General features: G+C 36.3%; 20 protein-coding genes. 8 read left to right on the top strand and 12 right to left on the bottom strand.

Annotation, left to right across the window (positions count from 1 at the left end; genetic code table 11):
* The 5 genes from ACOVO2_RS20730 to ACOVO2_RS20710 all read right to left on the bottom strand — a co-directional run.
* A partial coding sequence (locus tag ACOVO2_RS20730; RefSeq protein WP_421771818.1) for an AAA family ATPase occupies positions 1 to 845 on the bottom strand: 845 nt, incomplete at its 3' end.
* Positions 846 to 904: 59 nt separating this feature from the next.
* Complete coding sequence (locus ACOVO2_RS20725) at positions 905 to 1,435, bottom strand: hypothetical protein (protein WP_421771817.1); 531 nt, start codon at positions 1,433 to 1,435, stop codon at positions 905 to 907.
* Between the two features lie 50 nt (positions 1,436 to 1,485).
* Positions 1,486 to 2,919 carry an MBOAT family O-acyltransferase gene (locus ACOVO2_RS20720; protein WP_421771816.1) on the bottom strand — a complete coding sequence of 478 codons (1,434 nt, stop codon included), beginning with the start codon at positions 2,917 to 2,919 and terminating at the stop codon, positions 1,486 to 1,488.
* Between the two features lie 271 nt (positions 2,920 to 3,190).
* A complete protein-coding gene (locus ACOVO2_RS20715) occupies positions 3,191 to 4,501 on the bottom strand; it encodes a dihydrolipoamide acetyltransferase family protein (RefSeq protein WP_421771815.1) in 1,311 nt (436 codons plus the stop codon).
* Between the two features lie 95 nt (positions 4,502 to 4,596).
* On the bottom strand, positions 4,597 to 5,856 hold the full coding sequence (locus ACOVO2_RS20710; RefSeq protein WP_421771814.1) for a competence/damage-inducible protein A: 1,260 nt from the start codon (positions 5,854 to 5,856) through the stop codon (positions 4,597 to 4,599).
* A gap of 144 nt (positions 5,857 to 6,000) precedes the next feature.
* On the opposite strand from ACOVO2_RS20710, the gene ACOVO2_RS20705 reads away from it, so the two are divergent.
* Positions 6,001 to 6,732, top strand: coding sequence for a DUF4197 domain-containing protein (locus tag ACOVO2_RS20705; RefSeq protein WP_421771813.1), 732 nt, complete (start codon positions 6,001 to 6,003; stop codon positions 6,730 to 6,732).
* An 82-nt stretch (positions 6,733 to 6,814) separates the two neighbouring features.
* Here the strand turns inward: ACOVO2_RS20705 and rhaT are convergent, their stop codons facing one another.
* A complete protein-coding gene (rhaT, locus tag ACOVO2_RS20700) occupies positions 6,815 to 7,885 on the bottom strand; it encodes an L-rhamnose/proton symporter RhaT (RefSeq protein ID WP_421771812.1) in 1,071 nt (356 codons plus the stop codon).
* 308 nt (positions 7,886 to 8,193) lie between these two features.
* On the opposite strand from rhaT, the gene gldC reads away from it, so the two are divergent.
* On the top strand, positions 8,194 to 8,541 hold the full coding sequence (gene gldC / locus ACOVO2_RS20695; protein WP_421771811.1) for a gliding motility protein GldC: 348 nt from the start codon (positions 8,194 to 8,196) through the stop codon (positions 8,539 to 8,541).
* Between the two features lie 75 nt (positions 8,542 to 8,616).
* On the opposite strand, the gene ACOVO2_RS20690 is transcribed toward gldC, so the two are convergent.
* From ACOVO2_RS20690 to ACOVO2_RS20665, 6 genes are all read right to left on the bottom strand, one after another.
* Positions 8,617 to 9,360 (bottom strand): acyl-CoA desaturase, encoded by a 744-nt coding sequence (locus tag ACOVO2_RS20690; RefSeq protein ID WP_421771810.1) that lies wholly within the window; start codon positions 9,358 to 9,360, stop codon positions 8,617 to 8,619.
* A gap of 144 nt (positions 9,361 to 9,504) precedes the next feature.
* A complete protein-coding gene (locus ACOVO2_RS20685; protein ID WP_421771809.1) occupies positions 9,505 to 10,164 on the bottom strand; it encodes a DUF4159 domain-containing protein in 660 nt (219 codons plus the stop codon).
* 57 nt (positions 10,165 to 10,221) lie between these two features.
* Positions 10,222 to 10,914 (bottom strand): 16S rRNA (uracil(1498)-N(3))-methyltransferase, encoded by a 693-nt coding sequence (locus tag ACOVO2_RS20680; protein ID WP_421771808.1) that lies wholly within the window; start codon positions 10,912 to 10,914, stop codon positions 10,222 to 10,224.
* A gap of 2 nt (positions 10,915 to 10,916) precedes the next feature.
* Complete coding sequence (locus ACOVO2_RS20675) at positions 10,917 to 12,767, bottom strand: sialate O-acetylesterase (RefSeq protein WP_421771807.1); 1,851 nt, start codon at positions 12,765 to 12,767, stop codon at positions 10,917 to 10,919.
* Between the two features lie 136 nt (positions 12,768 to 12,903).
* Positions 12,904 to 13,650: a L,D-transpeptidase family protein gene (locus ACOVO2_RS20670; protein ID WP_421771806.1), complete on the bottom strand. Its 747-nt coding sequence runs from the start codon at positions 13,648 to 13,650 to the stop codon at positions 12,904 to 12,906.
* A 111-nt stretch (positions 13,651 to 13,761) separates the two neighbouring features.
* The gene (locus ACOVO2_RS20665; protein ID WP_421771805.1) at positions 13,762 to 14,463 is read right to left on the bottom strand and encodes an alpha/beta hydrolase; all 702 of its coding nucleotides are present in this window, start codon (positions 14,461 to 14,463) and stop codon (positions 13,762 to 13,764) included.
* A 435-nt stretch (positions 14,464 to 14,898) separates the two neighbouring features.
* Here ACOVO2_RS20665 and ACOVO2_RS20660 point away from each other — a divergent pair, with 435 nt between their 5' ends.
* The 6 genes from ACOVO2_RS20660 (at position 14,899) to ACOVO2_RS20635 (ending at position 19,754) form a co-directional block, all read left to right on the top strand.
* Positions 14,899 to 15,615: an alpha/beta hydrolase-fold protein gene (locus tag ACOVO2_RS20660; protein ID WP_421771804.1), complete on the top strand. Its 717-nt coding sequence runs from the start codon at positions 14,899 to 14,901 to the stop codon at positions 15,613 to 15,615.
* 133 nt (positions 15,616 to 15,748) lie between these two features.
* Positions 15,749 to 16,762, top strand: coding sequence for an ATP-grasp domain-containing protein (locus tag ACOVO2_RS20655; protein WP_421771803.1), 1,014 nt, complete (start codon positions 15,749 to 15,751; stop codon positions 16,760 to 16,762).
* A 137-nt stretch (positions 16,763 to 16,899) separates the two neighbouring features.
* Positions 16,900 to 17,997, top strand: a complete 1,098-nt coding sequence (locus ACOVO2_RS20650; RefSeq protein ID WP_421771802.1) for a carboxylate-amine ligase — start codon at positions 16,900 to 16,902, stop codon at positions 17,995 to 17,997.
* A 65-nt stretch (positions 17,998 to 18,062) separates the two neighbouring features.
* On the top strand, positions 18,063 to 18,887 hold the full coding sequence (locus ACOVO2_RS20645) for a type 1 glutamine amidotransferase (protein WP_421771801.1): 825 nt from the start codon (positions 18,063 to 18,065) through the stop codon (positions 18,885 to 18,887).
* A gap of 1 nt (position 18,888) precedes the next feature.
* The gene (locus ACOVO2_RS20640; protein ID WP_421771800.1) at positions 18,889 to 19,173 is read left to right on the top strand and encodes a DUF6922 domain-containing protein; all 285 of its coding nucleotides are present in this window, start codon (positions 18,889 to 18,891) and stop codon (positions 19,171 to 19,173) included.
* A complete protein-coding gene (locus tag ACOVO2_RS20635) occupies positions 19,137 to 19,754 on the top strand; it encodes a nucleotidyl transferase AbiEii/AbiGii toxin family protein (RefSeq protein ID WP_421771799.1) in 618 nt (205 codons plus the stop codon). The genes ACOVO2_RS20640 and ACOVO2_RS20635 overlap by 37 nt, the downstream gene beginning before the upstream one ends.
* Positions 19,755 to 19,804 lie beyond the last annotated feature (50 nt).

Raw genomic sequence — 19,804 nt, 5'->3', positions numbered from 1 at the left:
CCCTTTTCCCTTAAAGCTTTAAATAAATCATAGTCTGATTCATTCTTTAGTAATGCTCCAAGATACGGTGGTATTTCGTTCATTTTATTCAAATCTTCTAAATCTTCGGCCGAAACCTTGCCTACTAAGAGCAAACGAAGCCAATCAATTAGCTCGCTAGTAGATGGTTTTTTTTTGATATTTTTTACTTCTCTGATACCAAAGAAGGTTTTTAGAGCATTTGTAAGAAGCGTTTCTTCGAGTTTTGGATAATGAACATCAACAATCTGTTGCATGGTTTCTTTATCGGGGAATCGAATAAAATGGAAGAAACAACGACGTAAAAAAGCATCGGGCAATTCTTTTTCATTATTGGAAGTAATGATAATTATCGGGCGATGCTTAGCCTTAATTGTACGCTTGAGTTCGTAGCAATAAAACTCCATTCGGTCGAGTTCTTGTAATAAATCATTCGGAAACTCAATATCAGCTTTATCAATTTCATCAATTAATAGCACTGATTGTTCATCTGTCTCGAATGCCTCCCAAATTTTACCTTTTTTGATATAATTTTCTACGTGATGTACACGGTCATCGCCGAGTTGAGAATCTCTGAGCCTCGATACTGCATCGTATTCGTAAAGCCCTTGCTGAGCAGTAGTAGTTGATTTTACGTGCCAAGTAAATAACTGTTTGTTGAGTGCCTTTGCAACCTCAAAAGCCAACAAAGTCTTTCCGGTGCCTGGTTCGCCTTTTATCAACAATGGGCGTTGCAAAGCCACAGCTGCGTTTACAGCGGTTTGAAGCTCACGAGTAGCTACATAATTAGAAGTGCCTTGAAAACTGGCGTTTTGTTTGTTTTCCATATAAATTGTAGAACAATTTTCTAAATTGTTTTGCTACGGTGAACAGTTAGAAACTTGTTCTACTCTTCTTCGCTCGTAAAACTATAAAGAGTTGGGTCAAGTTTAAGCGTTCCTGCGTTAAATTCATTGATAAATTTAGTAATTACCTCATGAGTAATTTCTTCCACATTCAACGAAACATCCAAGCCAATTCCATATTCAAAGTCTGGTTCAACCTCAACGAATTCTTTTACCTTCACAACTTCTTCTTCTTCCAATTCTTCAATAATTTCTTCGAGCATTAACTCTAAGTCTTCATCAACTTTGTGATTGGGCTTACGCTTGTCAATCTCCACATAATTTGGATATGCTTTTTTCATTCGAATTTCAGCCTCTTCAAAAACTAAACTGCTATGATTCAAACGAAGGGTACCCATTACGGCATCATAAATTACTTCTTTTCCTTCGTGTTTTCCAACAAACTGAAAATGAGCAAATTCTCCCGAATCGTTCATGCCATCTTCATCTTCCACAATCACATAATTTTGTCCTTCTTGCTCACACTCTTTTTTGAGTTCGGCAATCTCTTCGGGGTCAAATCCTTCGTTCATATCTTTATTGTTTAAAATTGTATAATCTATTAATAAAATTTGGTCAAATATTAGAATTGGAAATAGATAAATTGAGAATTATTATAAACTCCAAAACATAAAATCAAAAATAAAACAAGGTAATAAGCCCCCCATCTCTGCCATTTTGGCTTTGCTTCAAACCATTGTGCGATACTTCGGCCACGTTGCTGCCATTGCACAAACTCCATGATTATCATTGAAACGATGATTACATATAAATCATTCAAACCAATCATATCTATTACCTGCGAGAACGAATGTGTACTGCTTTTTAGAATATTTTTTACTACATAAATTGAGTCGGCGTTTGAATGTGCCGCAAAAAATATCCAAGCGAAAGCCACCAATATAAAAGTTATGGTCGTATTGACTAAATCTCTCAAAAAAGCTGAAGGTAAAATCGAAAGAACTTTATCTTGTGCCGATTTGGTAATTTGTCCAAAAATCAGATAAATACCATGTAATGCTCCCCAAATAACAAAATGCCAGCTTGCACCATGCCAAAGCCCCGACATCATGAATACAAAGAAAAGATTGAAGTATCGTCGGTATTTTCCAACTCTATTTCCACCAAGCGGTATATATAGATAATCTCGGAACCAAGTTGAAAGTGAAATATGCCATCTACGCCAAAATTCAGAAATATTTTTTGAGAAATAAGGTCTATCGAAGTTTTTCATTAAATCAAAACCCATCACACGAGCTGAGCCAATGGCGATATCTGAGTAGCCAGAAAAATCGCAGTAAATTTGAAATGTAAAGAAAAGAGTAGCAACAATCAGTGGAAGTCCTTGATAATCAGTAGGATTCCCATAAATCTTATTGACAAACAATGAAAGTCGGTCGGCAATGACTACTTTCTTGAACATCCCCCAAAGCATCAAACGCAAACCACTTTTGGCCAATTCGTAATTGAACTCGTGCTTTTCATAGAATTGATGTATCACATTCTGCGGACGTTCGATTGGCCCGGCCACCAATTGTGGATAGAACATCACATAGAGCGAATAGATACCAAAATGACGCTCGGCTTTCTGATTTCCACGATAAACTTCAATCGTATAGCTCATCGCTTGGAAAGTGTGGAAGGAAAGCCCAATCGGCAAAATTATATCCCAATGAGGCAGCAAGTTTTCGGGAGATATTTTGAAGAGAACCGAATTAAAATTATCAATAAAGAAATTATAATATTTAAAAACCGAAAGCACTCCAATATTTGCCATCAAACTCATCACAAGAGCCATTTTTCTGTTTTTTCCCTGCGATTGTTCAATCCAAATCCCAGCAAAATAATCAATCACAATTGTGAAAAATAGAATTAGAATGTAGATTGGAATAAAAAAACTATAAAATATACAACTGGCCATTAGTAAATGAAACCAACGGTATTTGTGCGGAAGAGCAAAATAAATAAGCGTAACGAGGGGAAAAAATATTAGAAATTCAAAAGAATTAAAAAGCATGTTCGAGAGTTCTGAGTTCTAAATTTTGAGTTCTGTGTTTTAACTAACACAAAACTACTTTACTTTTCAAAGTTCCGTGTTTATTTTGATTTATAAAAGTTTTTCGGGCAAAACCATTCAGTTTTACCAAACCTAAAAATTAAAAAGGCACCGAAGATGCTTCGATGCCTTTATTTATACCCCAAAAAACAATAAAATCTTTAAATAATTTTAAAAATCATAGCAATATTAATGCCAAAAAATCAGTAAAACAGGGTATTTTTATGATATTTTAAAATAAACTTCGATCTAAATCAAAACCCTCTAAATAATCGGAGACACGTTTAACAAACTGCCCACCCAAAGAACCATCAACCACGCGGTGGTCGTACGAGTGAGAAATGATCATTTTTTGGCGAATACCAATGGTATCTCCTTGTGGGGTTTCGATAACCGATACCTTTTTCTGAATTACACCAAAAGCCAAAATTGATACTTGTGGTTGCACCAAAATTGGTGTTCCAGCAATATTCCCAAACGAACCAATGTTTGAAACTGTCAAAGTTCCGTCGGCTAAATCATCGGCTTTTAATTTATTGTTTCTTGCACGATAAGTAAGATCATTGATTTTCTTCGTCAAGCCAATCAGGCTATAAGAGTCAGCTTCGTGAATTACAGGCACAATCAAATTTCCATTTGGAAGAGCAACCGCCATCCCGATATTGATTTTTCCTTTTTTAATGATTCTATCGCCATCGACTTGCACATTAATCATCGGAAAATCTTTGATTGCTTTCACAACGGCTTCGATCAATAGAGGTGTGAAAGTAATATTTTCGCCAGTGTCTTGCTTAAACTTACCTTTGGTTTTATCTCGCCAAACAGCGGCATTTGTCATATCCGTTTCAACGAAAGAAGTAACGTGCGGAGCAATTCGTTTAGACTCAACCATACGCTCAGCAATCATCTTACGCATTCTGTCCATTTCGATGATTTGGTCGCTACCAGAGGCCACAACGATGCGTTCGGGAGCAACTGGAGCTGGAGCTGACGCAGCAGCAGTTGGTACTACCCCTTGCTTGATAAATGCCAAAATATCGTCTTTAGTTACTCGGCCTTCTAGGCCTGTACCAACTATTTTATCTAATTGCTCAAACGAAATACCTTCTTCTTTGGCAATATTCAAAACCAATGGTGAGTAAAATCTATTATTTGATGGCGTTGTTGCTTGTGCAGCTACAGTTGGAGTAGTAAGAATATTTACCAAATTGTCGACTGGTTGTTCGATAAGCTTTTCGACCTCAGCCAAACCTTCGGTTTTTGGTTCTTCTACTACTTTTGGTTGAGCAATTGTTTCTTCTCCCACTACATCAATGATACAAATTGGCTTGCCAATTACAGCTACTTCGCCCTTTTGTACCAAAAACTCTTTAATAACTCCCGAATGCGACGCACCAATTTCGGTGTCGATTTTATCGGTTGCTACTTCCAAAATCATATCATCGGCTTCAATTCTATCACCAACATTTTTTAGCCAGTTTAAAACCGTACACTCAAAAATACTCTCACCCATTTTGGGCATTATCATTTCAATTAAAGCCATAGTTTAAAGTTTTGTTGAAGTTTCTTTTATATCCCACAGTCAACAGACAATGGTCGATAGTTCTAAAACAATAAATTCTTGTCAGTCGTTTAAAATTAACTTTCATAATCTCCGTTTACCATTTTACGGAGTAAATTCAAGGCTACAACGCTACCATACTGAATATTAGTGTCTCTTTGGTTAGCCATCTGTATTTTTCTGGCTATCGTTCGGCCTTCCATCGCACAGGCAATCCAAAGTGTGCCTACTGGCTTTTCTGGTGTGCCTCCATCGGGCCCAGCAATGCCACTCGTAGCAATAGCAAAATCAGTTTTCATCAATTTTCTTGCTCCTTCTGCCATTTGTGTTACAGTTTCTTCGCTTACAGCTCCGTGCTGAGCAATCGTTTCGGCATTTACGCCCAAAACGTTTATTTTCACCGAATTATCATAACTCACCACACTTCCCATAAAATAGGCAGAACTACCTGGCACTTTAGTAAACATGTGCGAAATATAACCACCTGTACAGCTTTCGGCAGCCGCAACAGTTAGACCACGTTTTTTTAATTCTTTACCAATAGCCACTTCTAAATCATCATTATCGAATCCAAAAACCGATGAGCCAATGAGTGGTAAAACCTTTTCTATTTCGGCATCAACATCTTTTCTGAGTTGTTCCTCGTCTGTACCAACGGCAGTAAGTCTCAATCTCACTTGTCCGAAACTTGGCAAATAAGCCAATTTGATATGTTCGGGTAGATTATCTTCCCAATTTTCGATTTTTTCAGCCAAAAACGACTCTCCCACTCCAATTGTACGAATCATTTTATGATAGATGATTGGAGTTTCAAAGAAAGTCTTCAAACGAGGAATTACTTCGTTGGCCATCAAGTATTTCATTTCGTGCGGTACACCCGGCATCGAAACAAAAACTTTTCCATTACGCTCAAACCACATTCCCGGGGCAGTGCCAGTTTTATTGGCTAAATAAGTACAACGACTCGGAACGGCTGCTTGCAAACGATTCAACTCTGTCATTGGACGGCCTCGCTTTGTGAAGAAATCTGTAATAAATGCTAAGGCATCTTCATTAATAACCAACTCATCATCGAAGTACTTACAAAGCATTTTCTTTGTAATATCGTCCTTTGTAGGGCCAAGTCCTCCTGTGAGTAATATGATGTCGGCACGTCCTTCGGCTTCTGCCAAAATCTGCAATATTTTATCTTCTTGGTCGCCTACCGACGATTTCCTAACGGTCTTGATTCCTATTTTATCTAATTCCGTACTCATCCACTGAGTATTGGTATCAGTTATTTGTCCATATAAAATTTCGTCACCAATTGTTACTACTTCCGCTAAAATGGGTCTCATATAAAGATTTAATTAAATAAAACGCAGGACATTGAATTAGTTTTGTAGTTTCAAAACTTTCACGGCACAAAAATACAATTTTCGCTGTTGATTCGTTAGTTAGACAATTAATTATTCACAAAAACAATTAGAAAATTCATTCAAATGAAAAGATTACTCTCTATTTCCTTATTAATCAGTATTTTGACACTTCAAAGTTGTGCTGGGCAGAAGATTAATTTCGGAAAAGTGTTAAATGATGTCATTACCCAAACACAAGGCGGCGGAGCTTTGACCAACGACGATGTGGTAATGGGTCTTAAAGAAGCCTTGAAAGTAGGTATAAATAAAGGAGCCGATAGTGCTTCAAAAACAAATGGATTTTATTTGAATCCTAAAATAAAGATTCCATTTCCTCCTGAAGTTCAACGAGTTGAAACGGCCTTACGCAAAATTGGTCTTGGCGGAGAAGTTGATAAATTTGTAATTTCATTGAATCGTGGTGCTGAAGAGGCAGCAAAAGAAGCCAAACCAATCTTTATTAATGCAATTTTGAGTATGTCTTTTTCGGATGCTTGGGGAATTTTACGTGGCGATAAAAATGCTGCAACAATGTTTTTGAAACGCACAACATCGGCGGCTTTAGTACAGGCATTTATGCCAGTTGTAGAAAAAGCACTTCAAAAAACGCAAGCAACCAGATATTATACAGATTTGGCCACCACTTACAATGCTCTGCCATTTACGCAAAAAGTAAATCCTGACTTGAAAGGTTATGCCACTCAAAAAGCCATTGATGGCTTATTTATTTTAGTTGAACAAGAAGAAGCCAGAATTAGAGAAAATCCATTGGCTCGCACCTCTGAAATTTTGAAAAGAGTTTTTGGTGCATCTTGATAAATTATTATCTAAAAAAGCCATGAAAGTCAAACTTTCATGGCTTTTTTGTTATTCACGTTTTGGCTAAGCACAAAATTAATCACTTCAGTGAATTACCGTATCCAACAATCAGAACCGAAAGTATAATTGTTAAGATTCCTGCCACAATTGTTGTGAGTGTCTTCTTCGATACCCCTTTCCATTCTTTCAAAACTAACCCCCACGAGTTGGCCACTAAAATAATAAATGCCATGTGTAAAATCCATGAACTTGGGCCATTTCCGAGCTTGCTTTCTCCCATACCGTAGAAAAAGAATTGTAAAAACCACGTTGTTCCTGCAATTGCCGAGAAAATATAATTTTTCAAAAGTGGCGTTTTTGAGTTGGTATAATCACCAAAGGTTTTGTTAGTAAAGTTAAGGTACATGCACCAAATAAAATTAGTGGTGAGTCCGCCCCAGAGAATTACTACGTACACTACGTTGTTTCTAAACAAAAATTCTCCTTGACCTGGATTTTGTGCTACCCAAATCTCATTGGCCACTTTCGACATATTCGAACCAGCTTCAATACCAAAACTAAAACAAGCACTCAAAACCCCAGAAATAACAGCAACAATTAAACCTTTTGTTATCTGAAATTCATCATTTGCTTTTTCGGCACCGTCGAGGTCTTTGTCTTTCATTCCACCAGCTTTTCCACAGATAACAATGCCAACAACACAAACTAGAAGCCCCAAAAGAACCATTTGCCCCCAATTGGTGGTCATAAGGTCGGTAATAGTATCTTTTCCGGCAGTTGGCACAAAATCATAATATACCGAAGGAATGATTGAGCCAAAAACCGAACACAAACCAAGTATGATTGAACTTCCCAGTGAAACACCAAGATAACGAACACCCAGACCGTAGGTTAGCCCTCCTATTCCCCAAAGTAAACCCATCAGATAGGTCCAGAAAATGGTATTTCCTGCTTCACCCGAAATGATACTTCCAAAATTCGGGATAGTTAGATAAGCAGCCAGTGGCGGAACAATTAGCCACGAACATAGTCCCCCAACTATCCAGTAACTTTCCCAAGCCCAGCCTTTAACTTTTTTATATGGAATGTAGAAACTTCCCGAAGCGAAACCGCCCAAAAAGTGAAAAATAATACCTAAAATTGCAGTCATTTTTGTTTAATAGGGTTAGTTTTTTGTAGTTTTTCAATATTTATTTATCCCAAAATAATATTAGGCAGTTAAAAATACTATCCTGTACTCTCATGCGAAAGATATTTTGTATTTTTTTACGAAATAAGTTTAGTGTAAGTTAGATTGAAGTAGTTACAATTATTACCTTAACAAATATAATATGTGTATTTAACTGATAATAAGGATTTTATACAAGTGTCAACTGCAGACTGTTGACCGTAGACTACTTATTTTGAACTTTATCTAGCAAAAACCTATTATTTACTGAAACAGTTCTAAAATCAAACATGAAAAAATCAGAAATTAATTTTACTGTAGAATTAGATGAAAGCCGTATTCCAGAAAGAATTTTTTGGGATGCCACCGAAAACCCAAATGAAGGAATCAATGAAACTAAAGCGATTGCCATTGGAGTTTGGGACCATTATCACCGTGGTTTATTAGGAATCAATCTTTGGACGAAAGACATGCCAGTTGATGAAATGAAGCATTTTGCAGTTGATATTGTTGGAAATGTAGCTCAATTAGTAGCCGATGCAACTGGTGATAAAAAACTAATCGAAATTTTAGAAAGCACTTGCCGAAGCATGAAGCGTCATATTGACGAAGAAGCGAAGGCGAGTTCTGAGTCTTGAATGATGGGTTCTGAATAAAAAAAATGCTGAATTCCGAGGAAACTCAGAACTCAGCATTCAGAACTCAGAACTATTTTATCCTTTTTTCGGAGTGATAATTTTTGTCCAAGTCAATAATTTAATCAACGGATAAGTTGGGTCAAACTCATACCATTTCTTGGCAAAATTGATTGACATCGGATGTTTGTGGTGATTATTCTGAAATAATTCGCCCATCATCAAAACATCAAAAATCAAAGAATTTTTCGACTCATCATGGTTATCAAAGTTTTGGTAACCATATTTATGCCCACTCCAGTTTACGATAGCTCCGTGAATTGGCCCCATCAAAAAATGGATAGGCAAAAGGAAGAAAAATCCCCAGTGAATATCAAAATAGAAAAAACCAACTACATAAAAAGCAATGTAGGCAAATCCCCAAGCCAAACGTGAAACCCAGTTGTCCCCGATTTTATCAATCAAGTTCCATTCTGGTAAATCTTTCTCAAAACGCTCTTCAATTTTGAATTTGTAGTTCAAAACTGCATTATAAATATCTTTGGTTTTCCACATCATCGTAAATAAATTTTCGGTGTGATGCGGCGAATGAGGGTCTTTTTCGGTATCACTGTATGCGTGGTGCATACGGTGCAAAATGGCGTACGAACGTGGATTCAAATAAGACGAACCCTGGGTAACGTAGGTAAAGAAATAAAAGAATCGCTCCCAAAATTTATTCATAGTAAACATTTTGTGAGCAGAATAACGGTGCAAGAAAAATGTTTGACTGAATAGCGACAAATACCAATGAGCAAAGAAAAACGATAGTGCAGCAACCATGCTTTGAAAATAGGAGTTTTATTATTTTAGAAAATACAAATATACATGACTAACGCAAAAGAAGTAAGGAAAGTTAATGACGTATATAGTATAAACTCAAAGTTCTTTAAAATATCCAAAATTTAATCTCTGAATTATCCAATTTTAATAGGAAGTAAAGGCATATTGGACCAAATTAGCCCCCATTTGCAGTGCTTTCGTACGAAGTTCTTCGGGGTCATTATAGACACTTCTATCTTCCCAGCCATTTCCTAAATCACATTCATAACTAAAATAACAAACTAATCGACCTTGCCAAATAAGGCCGAATCCTTGCGGTGCATTGCCATCATGCTCATGCACTTTTGGTAAACCAGTGGCAAATTTATATTTCTGCTGATAAACTGGATGAGAAAATGGAAGCTCAACAAATTCTAACTCTGGAAAAACTTTTTTCATCTCACGACGAATAAATTTATTCAAACCATAATTATCATCAATATGAAGAAAGCCTCCAGAAATTAAATATCTACGAAGGTTCTGAACCTCACCATCATTAAAAACCACATTTCCGTGACCAGTCATGTGAATAAATGGATACTGAAAAATGTCTGTGCTGCCTACCTCAATAATATCTTCTTCGGGGAAGATATTCATTTTGAGGTTTTGGTTGCAGAATTTAATCAGATTTGGTAACGAAGTTTTATTGGCATACCAGTCGCCACCGCCACCGTATTTCAGTTTACCGATTTTAATTGTCGGCTGTTGTGCAAAAGCAAGGTTTGCAGCAATTACACTCAGAAATATTAAAATATATTTTTTCATAAAGTCAATTTATAAAATCTTTACTACCAACTAAAATTGACAGATTGAAAGCCTGCCTTACAAAAATGTATTCACTACCGTACAAGCAACAACACCTGCGGTCTCAGTACGTAATCTCGCATTTCCGAGTGTAACTACTTGAAAACCAGTCTGTTTTGCCATTGCAATCTCTTCTTTGGTAAAATCACCTTCGGGGCCAATCATCATTAAAACTTCCTTTTTATCGGCCACTACATCTTTTAAAGGTTTTGCATCATCAGTTAGATGAGCAATAAACTTAGCTTCAAAGTTTGCATTTTTAATAAATTTCTCAAAATCTATCAATTCATTAATTTTGGGCAAATAGGCTTTGAGCGATTGTTTCATTGCCGAGATTGCTATTTTTTCAAGCCTTTCGGTTTTCTGATTTTTTCGTTCCGAATGTTTAGTTTGAATTAAAGTAATTTCGTCGATACCTATTTCAACGCATTTTTCAATAAAATATTCGATTCGGTCAGCGTTTTTGGTTGGAGCAATCGCTATATGTAGATAATGGTTACGTTTTTCAAATGCTCGTTCAACCGACAAAATCTTGACTTCACATTTTTTTTCATGTGCTTTAACAATTTCGCACTCAAACAATCCTCCTACCCCATCAACAACATGAATTTTATCTTTGATGTTTTTGCGTAGCACTTTTACACAATGCCTTGAGTCTTCTTCACTTAAAATTGGAGTTTTTTCAATATCAGATTGATAAAAAAGCAGCATCTTTAATTATTTTTACAACCACCTATTTCAGCCGAAAAGTCGCTACCGAGTTCGGCATCAAAACCATGATTCAAATCTATTGATTTATTTGCTTCCAAAGATAGTTGTTTTGCGTTAGTTATCGAAACGATTGTGGTAATTGATATATTTGCTCCGATGTAAGCCACTGCTGGAAGCGTCTTCAAATTTAGATTTTCAAGGCATTTTAAGGCCACTTCTTTTGTATTTGACTTAGTATTTGGTGCATTTTCAGCAAAAACTCTGTAAAAATAAATTTTACCCAATTCAGCTTGTGCATCATAATAATTACCGCCCGATACAACACCGATTTCTCCAAAGCTGTTATTATCAGTCGAACGCTCTACATGATATTTGGTTTGAGCATTGCTATTCCAAGTAAGTTTCACCTCTACATCTTCATTAACTTCGGTATTGAGCGTAATTTCAGTTGGTGGCGGTAAAATAACTGGTGTTTCGCCTGCAATACTTACATTATCAAAGCTAAAGGCACGCATTCCATATTTGTTTTTGAGATGTACCCCATTATAAAAACTCACCCCAAATTCGCCATGAGCATTAGGCAGATAAGAAACCGTTTTTGCGTTTTCGATATTGGCAACCGTCAGAAATATTCTATGACCAATGCCTTTGCCGCTTTGTACAACATCATTTCGACCATCGACATAGATAAAATCTTTTATGCTCCATGTTTTACCGCTGGCTGATGAGTCTTGCGGATAAATCATTTCCATACCTTCATCAAACTCCAAGACTAATTTCTGATTTTCCCAATATACTTTTTTAATATCGGGCGAATAAACTTGTGAAGACTGATTATCATTATATATCTCTCGCCCAACTATTCTTGCAAGTTCATAGGCCGTTTGACTGTAACCTTTGAGGCCATAATGCAAACCATCGTATCCGTCAGTTCCAACAGTACTCATAGTGGTGATTTTAGGCATAAGATATTTTGTGCGTCTTTGATAATCACGCAAAAAACCTGCCTTACTGTTATTGACTGTGAGAATGTTTGTCTGAATATTGAAGACTTTCTTGAGATTTGGGAAATCAAGATTTAGGTTGTTGTAAAGCTTTTCAAACTCAGCAGGGTATTGCACGGACTCTAATTGAAATGAACCATCGCTTTCGCCATGTCGAAAAATCACATATTTGATTTGGTCTTTCACATCACTAAATATCGTTTGTAAGAGCAATTTACCATAATGAGTATTTTTATCGGCAGGGTTTTCAGGATTTCGATTGTTTAGTCCTTTTATATCAGAACCGCCCACCGAGCCAACTATTACGCCTACTGGATAATTATATTTCCCACAAAGAAATTTCTGAAATTCGAGCGTTCCAGTGCCTGGCCAAGTTGAGGTTTTGTAAGGTAAAACCCATTCGCTATCGCCATTATCGAAGTTAGCAACCGTAAAAAATCTCATTAAAGGATTTTCGGCGGGCCTGTAAGTGTCAATTCCTCCAGAACCAAGTGCATTTGACTGGCCATAAATCAAAAATAAATCGCCAACAGCTACTTGTGTTGATTTCTTGATTTCTCTTGTGCCATCAAGTGTCAGAATGAATGTATAATTAAAATTTCCAGCTTTTAGGGTTGGTGAAAATGCAAAATCGGCAGAAACATCCAATGTTTGTTCTGAAAAAACATTTCCATTTTGAAGAATTTTTAAAGAAATTGAAGAATGTCCGTTTTCGGTGATTTTTCCTTTAACTTGAAAAATAGCTTCATCTTGCTCGTTACGTTGTAATACTTGATTATTTGCAGGAAATTTAGACAGATTTACCTGAGAAAAAAGCTCTACACTACTCAGAAAAAGCAGGAACGCCATTAGGATGGAGCAATATTGAGTCTTGAATTGGAGCATTACGGTCATTCTATTGTTTTTTAATTAAATAGAAAAACCGTGCCAAAAACAAAAAAGGTGCTTTCTTCTGCAAGAAAACACCTCTTCGTTAGAGATTCTGTTATTTTACTACATATCTACCAGAATCTTCAATTACTATTTCGGGCATTTTTTTTGAACTTTCAAAGGCATCAAACCCCGGTTTTAACCACGACCAAAAGGCTAATAAACTGGCATCAGTACCAAATTCATTATTGATTGCTTTGTAATTTTGCTCATTCATAACAGTTGGAAATATATGAACATTTATTTTCCCACCTGCACTCTTGGCTTTTGCAGCCAATAAATATAGTTCTTTGATATTTTCATCACCGATCGGAATGCATCCAATTGTTACGCAATGGCCATGAATAAAAATATTATCTCCCGGGTTTAGCTTATCAGCAAATACAAGGTCTGATTTATTCGGATAATTGATTCTAAATGAAAGGTGATATTGACTTTGTGGATTGAATAGATCTACTTCATAAAATCCCTCTGGAATTTGGCGGTCACCTGAACGTCGTTTTGGCCCCAAAATACCAGTTGTAGCACAATAATCATAGGTTTTTACCAAAATAAATGTTTCATCAGATTTATTTTTTGCCCAAACTTCAAGCTTTTGTTCTTTCTTGAAGGCCCTTAGAAATAAATCAAAATTGGTAGTATTAATACTTTTTGAAGCCAATAAATCATTAATGGCTTTCGATTTTTCTTTATTGGCAGCAAAAACCCTTGGGAATTTAAGTTGCTGCTCGAAAAAATTTGTAGGGGGAGTCATTGACATAAGGATTGATGTCAAAAGAATCATCATAAAGGTTCTTTTCATTATTGTTATAAGGAGTATAAATTTGCGAACGATGTAAATTTTGTGCTTTTTTATGAATATTTCACAATTTAGACTTGATTATTTACGTAAAAAACACAAAATTATCTAAATTTATTTTCCGATTAGCCACTTCAAAAACTCGGGCATAACCTCGCTCCAAGTTTTGTGGTTGTGTTCGCCTCCTTCAACCTCAACGTATTTTATATCGATTTCGCGTTTATACCCTTTGATTTCAAGTTCTGAGATCAAATCAAGTGTGTCATCGATCGAATCAATGATTCCATTATTATTACGGTCATCTTTTTCATCATTTGTACCACATTCCAACCAAAATTTTTGTCCTGGGTTATAATTACCATTTCTAACCAAAACGTGCATAATTCGGTCATTATGGTCATCGTAGCCATCTTCATAGGCTTTTTTCCTCCACCAAAACGAAGCACTAAAAGCCCCAACTTTTGAAAAATAATTAGGATTTCCCCAAACTAAATCCATTGCAGAAAGCCCGCCCAGCGAAAATCCACAGAAGTAATTATCGATACTCAGACTTGAAACTTTATAATTAGCAATTATGAATGGAAAAAACTCCGAAATAATAAAACTTTGATATAGATTTGCCAAGTTTCCTCGACCTTTATAATCAGTTACAGAAGCTGTTCCATACTCTCTCAATCGATTTTCATTAGTATGTATTCCCACAAAAACAATCGGATGAATACGGGCATTGGCGTATAAATCCTCAAATATCTTATCAATTTTTAGTGCATCGAAATCTTGCCCATCATTCATATATAAAACCTTTAAATTAGACAAGCTTTCATAATTTGGAGGTAAAAGGATATCGAAAACAACTTCACGATTAAGAAATGTAGATTGAATTTTCTGATTTTTTATAATTGAAATATTTTGCACTTAACTATCTGCTTATTTTAATGAATGTTTCAGCAAAATTAACAAATCCTTTACCTTCAAAAATAAAAAAATTAAAAATCATTTGTTTCATTGCAGAAATTGGACTAATATTTCATGGAATTTTTAGATTTCATTAAACGCAAATATTTAATACAGATAATGCACCTGTTGATTTTAAACAAAATAATATTTCCAAAAAATACACAAACAAAAAATTTTATTAACAATTACAAATTATAAACCACTGTTTATCAATATTTTATTTGGCAACTATATTTTTAAAATAAAAAACAAAATACGAATTTTGCACTTTCATCAAACGTACATCGAAAATTTATGCAAGAAAAACATATAAAGTTTTATTCGCACATCATGAGTCGAGACATCGACATTTTGATTAGTGGTCACTGGGGCTATCCTATTTTAATGTTTCCTACCTCAATGGGAAATTATCTACAAAACAAAGATTTCGGACTTCTGGACACCGTTGGTGATTTGGTTGATGCAGGAAAAATAAAACTTTATAATGTCGATAGTATTGATTTCCAAAGCTTCTATGCCAAGGATTTGCCTGCTCATGTAAAAATTTATAATTACAATTTATATACACAATTTCTAAAAGAAGAACTCGTACCTGCTATTCAGCGTGAATGTGGCGTGCATAGAATTGCTGTGGCTGGTTGTAGTTTTGGGGGCTATCATTGCTCAAACTTTGCATTCAAAAACCCTGATTTGGTTGCTCACATGTTTAGTATGAGCGGTGCATTCAGTATCAAGAGTTTCATGAAAGGCCATTACGACGATAATGTGTATTTCAACGAACCAATGGATTTTATGAACCACGCTGAATCATGGAAATTTAATCACATGAATATCGTTTTAGGAACATCAGACTGGGATATTTGTAGAGAAGACAATCTGAATATGTCGAGACTCTTGGGCAATAAAGGCATCAATCATTGGTACGACGAAAAACGTTGGGCAAGCCACGATTGGCCACTCTGGAAAATGATGTTTTCGGAGTATGTCAGAAAAATGCCACTTTATAGTTAATGATTAGTTACTGATTATCAGTTATTTGTATAACAAAAAATACATTTTCATCAAAAACGTGCTTTAAACAACCCCAAAAGCACAGCATCACCTTAAATCAAGTCCCCCCATTGGGGGTTAGGGGGCTAACAACATGAAAAAAATTGGTATATTATTCGGAATGGAAGATACGTTTCCATGGGCTTTTATTGAACAAGTAAACAAAACTGCTCCTGCTGGAATTATTGCTGAGGCGGTTCAAATTGATAAAGTTGAGCAAGGCGTACCTACTGATTATGCAGTAATTATTGACCGTATTTCGCAAGATGTGCCATTTTACAGAGCATATTTGAAAAATGCAGCTCTTTGCGGAACGGCCGTTATCAATAACCCATTTTGGTGGAGTGCCGATGAAAAATTCTTCAATAACTGTTTAGCTGTAAAACTCGGTGTTCCTGTTCCAAAAACAGTTCTTTTACCATCAAAAGAACGCCCAGACGATACTACCGAAAAATCATTCCGTAATTTGGTTGCACCGCTTGACTGGGGATATATGTTCAATCAAATCGGTTTCCCGGCTTACATGAAACCACACGCTGGCGGAGGCTGGAAAAGTGTTTACAGAGTTGATAATCCTGATGATTTGTGGCACAAACACGGCGAAACTGGTCAACTGGTAATGCTTTTGCAAGAGGAAATTCAGTTTACGGATTATTACCGTTGTTATTGCTTAAATGGTAAATATGTGCATATTATGCCTTATGAACCACGCAATCCGCACCATTTGAGATACGCAACTCAGCCAAAAACAACAGGCGAAGCACACAAAAAATTGATGGCAACGATAACTGACTATGTGTTGAAATTGAATCACGCTCTGGGGTATGATTTTAATACCGTTGAATTTGCTATCCGTGATGGTATTCCGTATGCCATTGACTTCTGCAATCCTGCTCCTGATGCTGATATTCACTCAGTTGGACAAGGGAACTTCGATTGGATAGTAGAAAATGCAGCAAAAATGGCAATTGAAAGAGCAATCGAACAAGTAGATGGCAAAAACAACTGTACTTGGGGAACATATGTAAGAGAGGCAGCGATGCCATCAGCAGCAGCAGCACCAACAGCCGCAGCTCCTGCCAAAAAAGCTCCAGCCAAGAAAAAATAAGAGAATTAAGAGCCGTGTTATTGAAAATAGCACGGCTTTGTTAAAATGTATGTAAAGGTATGTAGGTATAAATCGCATTTGTATTCGAGAACCTCATTCTACATTCTTCATTCTACATTCTTAATTTACCAAAAACTATGTCTCTATTTACTTTAGGTATTGAAGAAGAGTTTCAAACCATTGACCCAAAAACTCGGGAATTACGCTCGCACATGTCGAAACTGGTCGAAGGTGGGCAGGTAATTTTACAAGAACGCATCAAACAAGAAATGCACCAAGCGGTGGTTGAAATGATTTCGAGTGTTTGCCAAAACATCCAGCAAGCACGAGAAGAAGTGACTTACCTCCGCCGAATGCTTTTTGATTTGGCTGCAAAACAAAATCTACACATTGCGGCAGCCGGAACTCACCCATTTTCGGACTGGCAAAAACAGCTAATCACCGAGGATGCTCGCTACGATAAGCTCATAGACGATATGCGAGATGTGGCTCGCTCAAACCTCATTTTTGGCTTGCACGTACACGTTGGTATCCCGAGCCGCGAAGAAGGCATGCAGATTCTTAACGCGGCACGCTATTTCTTACCACACATTTACGCACTTTCGACAAACTCACCATTTTGGTGTGGTCGAAATACCGGTTTTAAATCTTATCGTTCGAAGGTTTTCGATAAATTTCCTCGTACGGGGATTCCCGACTATTTTTCGAGCGTAGCCGAATATGATAATTACATAAATTTACTCATCAAAACTGGCTGTATCGACAACGGTAAGAAAATTTGGTGGGATTTACGTCTGCACCCTTTTTATCCTACAATTGAATTCCGCATTTGTGATATTCCGATGCGAGTCGATGAAACCATTTGTTTGGCGGCCCTAATGCAAGCAATTGTAGCTAAACTTCATAAGCTACACCAACAAAATCTTAGTTTCCGCCCATATCATAAAATGCTCATCAGTGAAAATAAATGGCGAGCTGCACGCTATGGAATCCACGGCAACCTAATAGATTTCGGCAAAGAAAAAGAAGTACCTTACTCTCACTTAGCTGAAGAGTTAATGGAATTTGTAGATGATGTTTTGGACGAACTTGGAAGTAGAAAAGAAGTCGAGTACATCCACGAAATATTGAAAATGGGAAGCGGTGCCGACCGACAATTGAGAGTTTTTGAAGAGACAAAAAGCCTAAAGTCTGTTGTTGATTATATTGTCAGCGAAAGCAAAATTGGCCTTTGATGAAAGAAACACTTTAATTTGAGGGTATATTTTTGTAAATTTGCCCTCAAAATACACCCATAAGTATGAAAGAAGATATTAAAATTGCAATTTTAGATATGTACAATGGCTTTGCTAATGAGGGTATGCGTTGTATAAAAATGTTGTGCGGAGAATTTCTTGCACAAGAGGGTATCAAGGGTAACTACGATATTTTTGATGTAAGAAAAAAGAATGAAATTCCTAAAATTGAAGATTACGATATATTCATTTCGACTGGTGGCCCCGGAAATCCATTACCCGAAGGACACGAATGGGAAGCCAAATTTGGCCATTTTCTGGACCAAATTTTTGCCTACAATCAATCAAATGGCAGCAAAAAATACCTATTTTTGATTTGCCACTCTTTCCAAGTTGCCAGCCATCATTTACAATTGGGGTACATTTGTAAACGTCGCTCGACTTCATTTGGTGTCATGCCGATTCATCGAACAACTGATGGTGAAACTGAGTCGTTTTTCAATGGTTTACCCGAAATTTTCTATGCCGTTGATTCACGAGATTATCAAATGATTCAACCAAACTGGCAAAAAATCAATGATTTTGGAGCAAAAGTGCTTTGCCTCGAAAAAATTAGAGAATATGTTCCGCTCGAAAGAGCCATCATGGCCATTAGATTCTCTGATGAAGTTTTTGGTACTCAGTTTCATCCCGAAGCCGATGCCGAAGGTATGCTCCGCTATTTCAAACAAGAAGAAAAAATGATTGCAGTAATCAGCGAACATGGTTCAGACAAATACGAACAAATGATTGACCACCTCGATGACCCTGATAAAATCATGCTCACCGAGTCGATAATCATTCCATCTTTTTTGAACCATGCTGCCGAACAAATTTTAGCAGTTGCATAATATGGAAAAGCCAAATTTATCGAAACAAGCATTTTGGGATGTTGACTTTGATAGTTTAGATTATGAAAAAGAGGCCAATTGGATAATTGGACGAGTATTTGAATGGGGAAAACTGAGTGATTTGAAAAATTTACTTGAGTTTTATGGACACAAAAAATGTAAAGATGCACTTCTAAAGGCCCCATTTTTAAGATTAAATGCGATAAGTTTAGGGCATCTTTTATTGGATATTCCAAAAAATAAATTCAAATGCTACATAAACAGACCGTCTCACATACCCTTCTAACAATTTTACAAAGTCTAATGCAAGAAAAAATGCTGAATGATTTTGTTTTAGTTGGTGGCACATCTTTGGCATTACGATATGGACATCGTGACTCAGAAGATATTGATTTGTTCACTTCTAACGACCTACCCCCAAATCTTTGGCAACATCTTCAAAGAAATCCGAATAGACAACTACAATACTCAGGTGAATACACTCTTGCCTTTACAGAATCAGACATTAAAATAGATTTGGCAAAATGGAACATTCAATTTAAAAATGTAGAAACTATTGAAGGCATTAGAATTGCCAATCCAATTGATGTGTTTGCGATGAAACTTGATGCTATTTGTACCCGCAAAACGAAAAAAGATTTTATCGATATTTTTGAATTATGCCAGCATTATTCCTTTCATGAAGGATTTTCTCATTTTAATAGCGTTTATCCTTACAGTAAAAACTCAACTATTATTTTTACTGCATTTGGCGAAATTGACCTTGCCGATAAATCGAAGATGCCAAATATGTATAAAAACTATGAATGGGATTTTGTAAAAAATAAACTAAAGAAATACGCAAAAAAATACTTCCTCAACCTATGATACCAGCAATCAGACAACAATTCAACGAAAGTTTCACGACAGAAAAATAT

It is taken from the genome of Emticicia sp. (assembly GCF_049241225.1).
Taxonomy (GTDB): Bacteria; Bacteroidota; Bacteroidia; order Cytophagales; family Spirosomataceae; genus Emticicia.
Note: the sequence above shows the minus strand (reverse complement) of the source record. Positions and strands in the feature narration are given on the sequence as shown.